The organism is Brevundimonas sp. (assembly GCF_016463485.1).
In the GTDB taxonomy this organism is placed as follows: Bacteria; Pseudomonadota; Alphaproteobacteria; order Caulobacterales; family Caulobacteraceae; genus Brevundimonas.
Map to the genome: position 1 here is coordinate 23,513 of NZ_JAEMRD010000020.1, position 12,067 is coordinate 35,579.

The 12,067-nt window shown below is 62.0% G+C and carries 8 protein-coding genes and 1 pseudogene; 4 read left to right on the plus strand and 5 right to left on the minus strand.

What is annotated here, in order from left to right; all coding sequences use genetic code 11:
• Window positions 1–122: 122 nt before the first annotated feature.
• Window positions 123–608 carry a cupin domain-containing protein gene (locus JHC99_RS05205; protein ID WP_292152399.1) on the plus strand — a complete coding sequence of 162 codons (486 nt, stop codon included), beginning with the start codon at window positions 123–125 and terminating at the stop codon, window positions 606–608.
• Window positions 605–1,579 (plus strand): NAD-dependent epimerase/dehydratase family protein, encoded by a 975-nt coding sequence (locus tag JHC99_RS05210; protein WP_292152400.1) that lies wholly within the window; start codon window positions 605–607, stop codon window positions 1,577–1,579. The genes JHC99_RS05205 and JHC99_RS05210 overlap by 4 nt, the downstream gene beginning before the upstream one ends.
• Window positions 1,580–1,783: 204 nt before the next feature.
• Here JHC99_RS05210 and JHC99_RS18755 read toward each other — a convergent pair.
• The 4 genes and pseudogenes from JHC99_RS18755 to JHC99_RS05235 all read right to left on the minus strand — a co-directional run bounded on the left by JHC99_RS18755 (window position 1,784) and on the right by JHC99_RS05235 (window position 3,786).
• A pseudogene (locus tag JHC99_RS18755) lies at window positions 1,784–2,310 on the minus strand (DDE-type integrase/transposase/recombinase).
• Between the two features lie 246 nt (window positions 2,311–2,556).
• Window positions 2,557–2,862, minus strand: coding sequence for a DDE-type integrase/transposase/recombinase (locus JHC99_RS05225; protein ID WP_366927709.1), 306 nt, complete (start codon window positions 2,860–2,862; stop codon window positions 2,557–2,559).
• Complete coding sequence (locus JHC99_RS05230; protein ID WP_292152404.1) at window positions 2,816–3,379, minus strand: hypothetical protein; 564 nt, start codon at window positions 3,377–3,379, stop codon at window positions 2,816–2,818. The genes JHC99_RS05225 and JHC99_RS05230 overlap by 47 nt, the downstream gene beginning before the upstream one ends.
• On the minus strand, window positions 3,376–3,786 hold the full coding sequence (locus tag JHC99_RS05235; protein WP_292152405.1) for a hypothetical protein: 411 nt from the start codon (window positions 3,784–3,786) through the stop codon (window positions 3,376–3,378). Before JHC99_RS05235 ends, JHC99_RS05230 begins: the two co-directional genes overlap by 4 nt.
• 157 nt (window positions 3,787–3,943) lie before the next feature.
• On the opposite strand from JHC99_RS05235, the gene JHC99_RS05240 reads away from it, so the two are divergent.
• Window positions 3,944–10,528, plus strand: coding sequence for an RHS repeat-associated core domain-containing protein (locus JHC99_RS05240; RefSeq protein WP_292152406.1), 6,585 nt, complete (start codon window positions 3,944–3,946; stop codon window positions 10,526–10,528).
• A gap of 555 nt (window positions 10,529–11,083) precedes the next feature.
• Entirely contained in the window at window positions 11,084–11,287 is a 204-nt protein-coding gene (locus tag JHC99_RS05245; protein ID WP_292152407.1) for a hypothetical protein, read from the plus strand.
• A 487-nt stretch (window positions 11,288–11,774) separates the two neighbouring features.
• Here the strand turns inward: JHC99_RS05245 and JHC99_RS05250 are convergent.
• The coding region (locus tag JHC99_RS05250) for a hypothetical protein (protein WP_292152408.1) at window positions 11,775–12,067 on the minus strand (293 nt) is incomplete at its 5' end.

The window sequence follows — 12,067 nt, forward strand, 5'->3', positions numbered from 1 at the left end:
AGGGTCATGGGTGGGGAAAGAATTGTGAAGTCGATGTGTTTCCGCATTATAGGCGGCGGTCTCTTTAGACCGATGGCCTTCACCGCAGTGCGCGGTGAAGGCCTTTCGGTCGGCGCCAGCTGATGTCGGCCCTGCCAGTCAGGCGTATCGTGACGACGCATGATCCGGAGGGCCTGTCGGTCATCCGTAGCGACGAACAGCTGACGCCTGCTCCGATCCCGAGTGGTGACGCCGACTTCCAGCTCATCTGGACCACACCGGCGGTGCCGGCCGACCTCAACGACGGGAGCGACGGGCCCATCCCGGCGGGCCTCACGCTGAACGGCGGGTCGGTGATCCGGGTCGTCGACATGTTGCCTGGCAAGTCATCCCCACTCCATCGCAGCTATTCGATCGACTACGGGATTATTTTGTCGGGCGAACTCGAGCTGGAACTCGACAGCGGAGACCTGGTCGCGCTGTCCGCCGGCGACATCGTCGTACAGCGTGGCACCAACCACCTCTGGCGTAACCCATCGGCTGACACCGTCTGCCGGATCGTGTTCGTCCTGATCGAGGCCCTTCCGGTGGAAGTCGGCGGCCGGGTCCTGCCCGAAATCCATCCGTGAGCCGCCAGCCATTGCGGGTCGTAGTGACGGGTGCCGGCGGCTATGTGGGGTCGTCTCTCGTTCGGGCCCTGCTGAACAGCCCGCTCTATGCCCACGCCGAGTTCTCGCTCAACGACCGCGATCTGATGGATACCTCGAACGATCCGAGGGTTCGCGTGGTCCAGGGCGACCTTTGTGACCCAGATATCCAGCAAGCGTTGATCAGTGGGCGGGTGGACGTCTTCTTTCACCTGGCCGGCGTCCTGGGGGGTGCGGCTGAAGCGAACTATGCTCTGGCGCGCCGCGTCAATATCGATGCGACACTGTCCCTGTTCGAGAGGCTGCGAGATCTGTCGACAAACCCTCGCGTCGTCTTCGCCAGTTCGATCGCCGTTTATGGACCACGACAGCATGACCGTATCGATGACGACACGCCGACCGATCCTGTCATGGTTTACGGTGCCCAGAAGCTGATCTGCGAAGTCGCGCTTCAGCAATTCACGGCGCGGGGCTGGATCGACGGCGTCGCCTTGCGTCTGCCCGGTATCGTGGCCCGTCCGGGCGCGGATGCCCGGCTGAAGTCAGCCTTCCTCAACCAGGTCTTCTTTGCGGTGGCAGCCGGTGAGGATTTCGGCATGCCTGTTTCGGCCGACGGGACCTCGTGGCTGATCTCGATCCAGGCCTGTGTCGATGCCCTCATCCACGCGGCGATATTGCCCAATCAGCGCCTTGGCGAGCGCAGGGCGTTCAATCTGCCGGCCCAGAGGGTGATGATCGGAGCGCTGGTGGCGGCCATCAAGGCCCGACTTCCCGATAGTCCGTCGCAGATACGATACGAGCCCGATCCTGCCATACAGGCCCAGTTCGCTCGCCAGCCCCCTCTTGATACGCGCATCGCGGACGAACTCGGCTTTCGGCACGACGGCGACCTGGCGACCCTGGTGGAACGCGCATTCCCAGCAGATGTCGTCAGCCCTTTGGGTTCGACCTAGCGGTTTGCCAGCGAGCCACTACGCTTGCCGCTTCTGCGCTTCCGCGAGGACAAAGGCCTGTCGTCGATCCATCCTACGCGCGGCCGCGAACCACACCCTGGCTTCACTGTTGGTTCGATGCGAGCACGGTTCAGGCCTGGCGGTGCTGTAAGTCCAACGGCAACATGTCTAAGGTGAGTGGAGTTCGGGCAGGGCAGGCGGGTCTTATCCAGCGAGCCTCTCCGACACAGCCAGGGCGGCCGAGCGTTGTGTTTTGGACGTCTCTCTACTGGTGAGGTGGCGATCCTGGTTTAAGCGGCTATGGACGGCGGCGTGGACGAAGCTGAACTTCGGCAGCGTCTTCATCTGCCGGAATCTCACAATGGCCCGTTCTCGTCGGCGGAAGGACAGGTATGAGTTCTCCACCCTGTTTTTGGCCCAGCGACCGATCTCATGCTTCGAAGTGTTACCGATCTCCTTCATCGCGGCTTTGTAGGAGCGCAGGCCGTCGGTCGTGATCGACTTCACCCGGCCGTGCCGCTTCATGATCTTCTTCATGAACGTCAGCGGCGATGCTTTGTCCTGGTCTTGCTGGCAAAGGATTCAAGCTCTTCACCCTCTTGGTCCACGGCCCGCCAGACGTAGTGCATCTCGCCATTGATCTTCACGTAGACCTCGTCGAGGTGCCATTGCCAATGGGTGAAGGATCGCATCCTCTGCACCCGCTTCCGGCGGATCTCGGCGGCGAACATCGGACCGAACCGGTTCAGCACAGCCGCACGGTCTCGTAGCAGATATCGATACCGCGTTCGGCCAGCAGGTCCTCCACGTTCCGGAGCGAGAGCGGGTACTTTACGTACATCATCACCACCGTCCGGATCACCTCCGGTGAGCTGTCGAACTAGCGGAACGGGTACGTGCTGTTGGCCATACGGCGATTCTACGGGTCGGGCTCGTCGTCGGAAGGGCAGCTGTGAATTCTCCACCCTGTTGTTGACCTAGAGGCCGACCTCCTGCTTCGAGGTGTTGTCGATGTCTTTCAGTGCCGCCGCCCTGTTGAAGCGGAGCTGGTTGTTCGTGATGGCCTTCACCCGACCGTGCCGCTTCATGATCTTCTTCATACACGTCAGAGCGATTGCCTTCTGCCAAGTCTTGCTTGCAAAGGATCCCAGCGCTTCGCTCTCGTTGTTTACGGCCCGCCAGCGACAGTGCATCTTGACAGTGATCTTCACATAGACCTCGTTGGTTTCTCTGTGGCTAGTGACCTCCTGTATTCGTATGCCATATCGCAGTGTTTCCGTTATAGATCACCAGATTGCCATCGTCTTGTACCGACAACCTCGCGCCGTAGTTGCCGCCGGTGCCAGCCGTCCAAACGACCGCGAACGTGTCGTCCTGAACGACGAGGTTGCCGTCAGTTTGCATGATCGCCCAGATGGGGTGGGTCGAGAAGGCATAGGTGGCCCAGAGGACCGGGCCGTTGATCTGGTAGAGAACGAAATTTCCGTCAGACTGGAAATGCACGCGGAACCGGCCATCGTCCGACTGCATGAACTGGCCTTGGGTGAGCCTCTCGTTGGACTGCAGAGTGTTTCCGGCTAGAAGGGCCGCTGGTGGGCGAGAAGTCACGAGCTCGCGCCGATTGCCTGCCGCATCGTAGCGATACTCGATCTTGACACCGTTCGAATAGGTGGCAGTCGAGAGGCGGCCGGCGCTATCATAAGTGTAACGGATCCCCGGCTGAGCGAAACTTGATCCCGCCCACGTCGCACACATGGCGCCGATGGCTCCGAACAGCGTCTTGCGCCGCGATTGTCTCATTGGTTGCTCTCACGGGTGGCGGGAACGGTAGCCGGGTTGACGGCGAGTTTCGGCGCGCCGCGCATCAGGGAAGCCGGCGGTTGGGCCTTGGCTGAGTTCATTGCTGCGATGCGGGGTTCGATTTCGCGGTCCGTTGGGAGCGGACCCGCGACACCCAGCGGGCGGGGGTGAACGATCGCCCAGATCCCGAGGCTGATCGTTGCGACCACGACTCCGGTGGCCAGACCGGCGCGTGGCCACGACACCGCCTGTGCGCGCTCCGCCAGGACGCGCGCTCGGTGAAACTGATCGAGATCAACGGTCTTTGCGATCTCCAGACGAACCCGTGACCAGCCCCAACGGACTAGGCTGCCGAGCCAAACTGCCGTTTCACGCGCCTTTGGACGCAGCTCATCGAGAAAACGCAAAGCTACCCCCCCCCCCGCCTGCCGTCATCAACCGTTAAGGTAGGCAGGGGTTTCCGGTCGCGTAAAGCGATTTAACACAACCTGGAGACGATTTTTGGGGTAGTCGAAACGTTAAGGTCGTGCTTGCTTACGAACCGGTTGTTGCGCGGGGGCGTTGATGCTGGATCAGTTCGTCTGTCTTCTACGCAACGCGAAGAACGATAGAATTCTTCTCGAAGTCCGTCGCAGTGGTCGGTTCGCCAGCCTCAACCTGACCCGGGCATTTCCTAACCGTCGAGTCGTTGTCGCATTCGGCTTGCTTCTCCTCCTTACGGCAGGTGGACTTGCGAGTTTCGCCCTGATGGCGGCCAGGGCAGTCCACGCGCAGTCGCTGCCTAGTTATGCCGCTCGTTCTGGCCTGCCTTCGTTTCGTCTTGCCCAACCCAGCGCGACGATCACCCCCGGAGACGCGCTCGCCTATTACGGATCGCCTTCGGTTCCGGATCACGCCGCCATCAGTCCGCGGATCACGGCATTGGCCCGCGCGCTGGAGCACAACCCCGACCGCATTTATCAGTTCGTGCGCAACTCTATTGAGTTCGAACCCCAGTTCGGTCTCCACAAGGGAGGGGACGGCGTTCTGCTCGACGGAGCGGGCGGCGCGTTCGATCAAGCCCAGTTGATGGTCCAACTCGCTCGAGCATCCGGCTACGGCGCTCGCTACGGCCTAGGGGTCAAAACTCTGGGCACCGAGGCGGCGTCTATTCTCAAGGTCGCCAACGCCCGACAGGCTTGTCTTTTGCTGGCCGCGGCCGGAACTCCAGCACTCGTCAACGGCCAGACGGCCTGTACAGGGCTGTCTGGTGCAGTCTCGTCCGTCGAAATGCTGCATGTCTGGCCCGAGATCATGATCGGGGGATCCTGGTATGCCTTCGATCCGGCCCTCAAGACCCACACCCGCGTGAACGGGATCGATGTCTGGGCGTCGGCAAATACGACTGCCGGTTCGGCCTGGGTAAATCTGATGTCCGGTATCTCAGTCAACCAGGCCAATGTGACGGGCATCGATCCGTCCTCGATCGCCAGCAAGATGGCGACGTACACTACGGTGCTGCAAGCGGACCTTGCCGCCAACCATAGCAACAAATCGCTCGCTGAGGTGACGGGTGGCTGGACGATCAATCGATCTTATGCGGTCTTGCGCGACGGCCAACTGTCGGGGGCCACGGTGAACGCCCATTGGAACGGGGACATTCCCGTGCCCTATCGCGCGACTATCCGTTTCCACACGGACAACTTCATACAGACATTCGATCTAGCGAATATGTACGCCTATCGTGTGCAGGCGCAGATCAGCGGTGATGCGTTCAAACTGGCGATCCGACGCTGCGACAGCTCTGACGCTTCCCCGTCCGCCTATTTCGGGGCCTTTGTCGATTCGGGTCCAGCCAGCGCGTGCGAAGCTCAGAATACTTTCGGCGGCGTCGGTGGAGGATCGAACTTCAACGCCTGGGATCGTCGTTTGGACATCCTGGTCAACCACCCCTATGCGGCGAACGGGGGCAGTTGGGCAGACGAAGAGGTTTCCAAATCCATCGAGATAGGCAAGCGGGTCGATATCGTCATCCGCACGGCCGGTGGCCAAGGTGTCCGCCGAGCGACTCATGCCGCGTCGGTGGATCCCTTGCTTGATCTTCGGATCGTCGCGGAGGGGGCTCCGCACGAGTGTGCGGAGTATGGCGGACCGGGACCAAACCAGCAGATCCAGGTGGACGACAACTGCGCTACCAACGAAGGGGCGGAGGATTGGAACTACTGGGTCCAGGACAACGTCAAATTCGTCAAAGGCCACGTCGTCGCGGCAGAGATGAAGAGCCGCAAGGATAGCGTGGTCAATCTCTGGACTGAGCTATTCGACACGATGACGGCGGCCACTGAGGGCCTGTCCGGGGCTAGAATATTCCATCAGCATTCGATCGGGGTGGCGCTCAACCCGAGCTATGGCCCAACGATGCTCGATATCGACACGGCCGTGGGCGTGGCCCCGGGCGATGGCGACCAGCCGCACCAGATCGCATCAGCGCTGGCGTCGCTCGCGTCGGCCGCCGAGGCGGCCGCGGTGGCCCAGATCACGGCTGACGAATATGGCAGCGGCGGCGGAGCAACCAATGGCGGACGGGTCATGGCGACGGGGACGACCTTGACCCGTCTCAACCCCGGCCAATCGTCGGCTTCACTGCCCGCCGGGGTGATCGGGTCAGTCAGGACTCGAGTCGATTCCTATTTGAGCGCGGGCTATTCGGTAGTTGTGCCTGAACAGGCCAGCGGCGGCTTCTTTGCCCGTCGGTGGGAGGGCTCCGAATACGCCTGGATCGTGGGTAGTGGAACGAAGGGCACACCGACCAGCAACAATGTCGATCCTCGCAACGACTTCCGAAAGGGGGCAACCGATTCGCCTCGCCCCCTGGATTTTCTGGGATCGGCCGAGGCTTCGGCAATCGCCGCCAACGTGGCCGGGTCGCGCCTGGGATCGGTCGATTTGCGGACAGGCTCATTGTCCTTTGCTGAAGGCGATGAACTCACTGTCGGGCAGGGCGAGTTTCCCTACAGTCTGACGTTCAACCGGCGCTACGCCTCGACCGGGCCGGCGAGCAGTTTTGGAGAGCTAGGGGCGGGCTGGACCCATAACTGGGAATCATCGGCCTATCGGAGGTCGGATGTCGGCGCTTTGATCCAGGCTTCAGATGTGGTGTCCAGCGCCCCGACCGTGATTGGTGTCCTGGTCGCTCTCCAAGCCGGCCGCAGCGACAGTATCGAGCACTCTCTGGTCAGCGGCATCGCGCTGAACTGGTGGCAGGACGAAGGTATTGACAACATCGTCCTGTTGAACGGCGGCGGACGCAGCGGTCGGTTTACACGCTTGGCCAACGGCATCTGGCGCAACAGTGGAGCGCCGACAGAAACCCTGGCGCTGAGCGGCTCCTCACAAGTCAGTCCAGAGGTGTTTGAATGGACGTTGGCCGACAAATCCCTGATGCGATTTGAGCGTTTCGCGGTCCAGCCGAGCTCGCCCTACTACAACGATGTCGAGGCGAGGAGTCGCGGCCGGGTCGCGCTGAAAACCTGGACGTTCCGGTCGGGCCTGATCATCAATCTCGCCTATACCAGCTCCTCGCCGACCAACCCGCCCTACCTGGCGTCGGTTTCCAACAACGTTGGATCGACGCTGAGCTTCAGCTACAGCCAAAACCCTGACCAGCCCACGACGGCCAATTGTCTGAGCAACGCCAACGTTTACTCAGACCCGTATTCCGAGCGGAAGGCTTGCCGGCTCGCGGCCCAGCGCGGCGGCCGGCTGATTGGCGTCACCAATGGCTCCGCCTCTGTCGGGTTCGGCTATCTCGAAGACTGTCACCTCTCCACGAGCTACTGCGCCTACTACCTCACGGTGGCGACACGCACTCTCAGCCGTACGCGCAGCTACACCTACGAACAACCGCCCGGCGCGGCGACGCCCCACATCTTCGGGTATCAACGGCTGTTGACGACGGTCTCCGACGACGGTGTCATTACGCCAAGAGCGCGGTTTGTCTGGTCTGCGGTCGCCGGCGAATACGCGCCTGAAGTCCGCGAGGGCTATGATGCCCAGAACCGCAAGACGACCTATTTTTCCAGCCGTGGACATTTCTCCACCGCAGAAGACGCGCTCACCCATCGCGTACGCCAGGCCTACGATCCGGACGGACGTCTAACCGACGCCAGCGACGCCATGGGACGAACCTCCAGGCAGGCCTACTACGGTTCGGGGCGAATTCGGCAGGTTCAGGCGGCGTGGGGGAACCGAACCAAGTTCACCTACGACAACCGCGGAAACACCATCAGCACCGTTCGTACGGCCCGGGACGGTTGCATTGGCGATGTCTGGTGGTGCCAGAACATAACCGTGACGGCCGAGTACGATGCCTACTGGAACAAGCCGACGCGGATCACCCTTCCGGTCACTTCGGAAGGGCAGGCGACCACGGACTGGACCATCACCTATGATAGCCGGGGGCTTGAGGAGGTTCGACGCGGTGGGTCCGTCTTTGACGGGCGCTATGGCGGCTACACCCATCCTGAATGGAAGACGTGGTACGACGATCGCGGCCGGGTGTTGCGGACGCAGGATCCCGTCGGGATCGAGACGGCCCAGGTGTGGGGCGGCGCCGGTCAGCCGGCTTTCTGCCTGACCCAGTCGCGGACCGCATCACAGGACCCTGCGTACAATTTCCAGACCAATATGACCTGCAATTCGGTCGGCGACGTCACCAGCGTGATGAACCCTCGCAGCCATATCATCACCACCACCTGGTACGACGCCCTGCGTCGCAAGACCGATGAGGTCGGTCCGGCCGGGACGAACATCAACAGCCATTGGGTTTATGATCCGGACGGCAACATGACCGAGGCCTGGGCCTGGGACCAGCCGGCGAACACCTGGCGCATTACGCGAACCAGCTATTCCGCGACGGGTACTCCGCTCACCGTGACCGATCCGCAAGGCGATGTATCGCGCACCTGTTACGACGCGGTCGACCGGCCAATCGTCACGGTCGACGCGGCATGGCGGGCCACGAAGACCACTTATAATCCGGCTGGCCAGTCGACCCAGATCGAACGCTGGCTGATCGCCAATCCGTCCGACGCGACCTGCGCTGTCTTCGCCCAGCTGCCGGCAGGGCAGACCTCCACAATCTGGCGTTCGTTCCAGTACTATACCGAGGGTCTCCAGTATGCAGAGCTTGATGCGCGTGGGAATGCGACCGTCTCGGCCTATGACGGCCTCGGCCGCAATGTGCACACCACCTTCGCGGATGGATCGTGGGAATTCCTGTTTGTCAATCAGCGTGATCAGGTCATCGCCAAGCGGGCGCGTAGCAACGAATGGCGCCAGATCTTCTTCGACGACATCGGGCGCCCGCACCACGTCTGGGAGGCCCCGAACACAGCCGCATCGCCGGCGTCCTGGCCCAACGGCCGCCACGCACGGGTGAACTATGACCCGGCGGGCAAGCCGGTCTATCGCGATGTGTCGGATCAGGGGAACGGGGTCTGGGAAGACGGTCTGCTGCGTGACAAACGAACCTATGGCTTCGACGCCGCTGGCCGTGTGACGGTGGATGTGGTTCAGCCGTTCAATGGGGGTATGGCCGCAGGTCAGAGCCTGGCCATCGGTTACGGCTACGACTCGGCCGGCAACCGCACCTCGATCACCTGGCCGGGCGGCTATACGGCGACCTATCAGTTTGACGCGGTCAACCGGCCGACCCAGGTGGCCTTTGGAGGGAACTGGGCCAATACGACCTATGACTCCCTGAGCCGACGTACGAACGTCAGCCGGTCGAACAACACTTCGACGGCCTGGGCGTACGAGCCGGACAGCGACCTGTTCACGGCGACGCACAACTTCCCCGGCTGGCCGGGTCAGCTGGTGCAGGGTTACACCCACGATCCCGCCGGCAAGCTGACGGCGATCTCGCACAGTGTGAACGGCTTCGAGTGGCAGCCGGCGGACGGCTATGCGCGGACCTATGGCGTCGCCAATGTCCTGAACCAGACGACGTCGCAGGCGGGGGTGGGGATCGGCTGGGACGCCAACGGCAACATGACCTCGGACGGGGTCAACACCTACGTCTGGGGGACCGGCAACCGGCTGGCGGCGGTGACGCGGCCGGGGATGAGCGCCTTCTATCACTACGACTCCGAGGACCGGCGCACTCTGAAGACGGTGGACGGGGTCATGACCCGGACCCTGTGGTCGGGGACCGAGCCGATCGCCCAGTACGACACCAACGGCACTCTGCTGAGGCTGATCATCCCGGACGGCTCGGGGGCCATGGACGGCCGGGTCGCCGTGGTCGAAAACGGCGGTGACTTGCGCTGGCAGCACACCGACCACCAAGGCAGCGTGATCGTCCTGACCGACGGCTCCGGCACGGTCCGCCAGGTCAACCGCTACGGCCCCCACGGCGAGACGGCGTCGCTCGGCGGCTCGACCGGGGTGGGCGGGATATTCGGCTACACCGGCCGGGAGTTCGACCCGGAGAGCGGCCTCTATCAATACCGCGCCCGTTACTACAGCCCGCTGCTGGGGCTGTTCCTGAGCACAGACCCCATCGGCACGCAGGACGATCCGAACCTGTATCTGTACGTGGGCGGGGATCCGGTGAATGCGACCGATCCAGAGGGTGAACAAGCGCGGCCTGTCCGGGCACCATCCACTCGCGCCGTGCCTCCACCTCAAGTATACATTGATCGATTGGGGCAGGTTACAGTAGTAAGGCCTTTGCCTTTAGTTCCCCGCCCGCAAGGGCAGAGACCTACTAATTTTCGAGAAAATGGTCCTGTAGGACAGACGTCTGCTGGACCTGCTCCTCGTACTCGCGGCTCATCAGCGTACTCTGTTGCCTTTGAGGCTCAATTGCCACCTGAGAATCTTCGAGGCTCGCGCGGGTCTCACAATCAAATATCAAATGAACAATTGTCGGAAGCTATGAGAGATGCTGGTTTGAAGGGTATGATGAACAGGCTTGGAGTACAGGATCCTATCAGTGGGAACGGGAGTGTAAGTCGCACAAGCCAGCCAGGTTGGACGTGGCATCACGGAGAAACTCCAGGTCAAATGCAGCTAGTTCCTACACCGCAACATCGTGATCCCGCGCTTCGGCCACTTCTCCACCCCGGCGGGCGGGGCGGATATTCCCAATGGGGCAAACCGGAATGACACTTCTTGAAGTTTTGAATAAAATTACATCATACGCTCCCGAAGACTTTATATTTCTGAAACTGCCCTGGAATCATGATTCTCTAGCAGAGGTGGTGAATTACGAAATAGGTGAGAAGTATTTATCCTCTGGAACGATGTCAGAAGAGTATTTCTGCGAGGTTTTCTCTCTTCTAGATTTCTTTGGAGAAGAATTCTTTCAGGATATTACGCAACGGAAAACAGATAGAGTGATCGAGTATGCCAAGAATGACTGCTAAACTATCTCAAGTAACCGGGTTGATCAGGTTCCGAACTGGCCGGGGCAGTTGGTCCAGAGCTAAGCCCACGACCCGGCGGGCAAGCTGACGGCGATCACCCACAGCCGAGACGGCTTCGAGTGGCAGCCGGGGGACGGGTATGCGCGATCCTATGGCGTGGCCAATGTCCTGAACCAGACGACGTCGCAGGCCGGGGTGGGGATCAGCTGGAACGTCAGCGGCAATATGACCGGGGACGGACCAACATCTATCATTGGGGGTGGGCAACCGGCTGGCGGCGGTGACCCGGCCGGGGATGAGCGCCCTAAATCGCTACGACTCCGAGGACCGGCGCACGCTGAAGACGGTGGACGGGGTCATGAGCCGGACCCTGTGGCCGGGGACCCAGCCGGTCGCCCAGTACGACACCAACGGGGCCCCGCTGGGGCTGGTCATCACGGACGGCTTGGGGTTTGGACGTCTTGGCAAGGGGCATGATGCCGAGAGCCAAGCGACATAGGGGCGGTCGGAAGTCCGATGGCAGTTATGTCACCGTGACAGAAAAGGTGGTGACAAAGGGTGGCGTTTCCGAACCGCATCGTTTTAAATCAAGGGGTTAGGGACCCGATGCTCCGCTAGGGCACCGGATTGTGAGACATGGGGACGGCTGACCTCGTGACGGCTCGCCTCTTGCTTATTGTCAAAGACCCTGGATCGAGACGACGCCGATCCGGGGATGAAATGGTGATGAGGTCGGCGGATGGCAAGGGCCGGGTAGGATTATATTCCAGATTTCCCTTGCCGCATGTTCTCGTTCAATCGCTGCCCCCAATCCGATCCGATCCGATCCGATCCGATCCGACCTGGCCTCAGCCGCCGACGACCTTCCCCGGCGCCGGCCGGTCACGAGAGCGGGGTGACGGTCCGACGGGCAGGGCAGGGCGGCGCGCGGGATCGACCGATACGGCCCCCGGCGAGACGTCTGCGGGTCGGGAGGGCGCCGAAACCTACCTCGGCGCCCGCGCCGGTAGCGTCAGGCCTGCTCCGGGCGGGGGGGCGGAGGCGGATTGTCCGGGCGCCATGGGCTGGACGGGCGGCGTCGTTGTCCCGGCCGGCTCCGGCCTTGCAAACAGTTTGAGCGAATGCGGCGTGCCGTCGCGTTCCACCACGACCGATCGGACGCCGACCGCGACCAGGGTCCATCCATCGATCACGCCGCCCCGGCGGATCCGTTCGACCTCTCCCGAAGCGCTCCGCAGATAGGCCTGGCTCCCGCCGACCAGACCGACCAGGGTCGGCG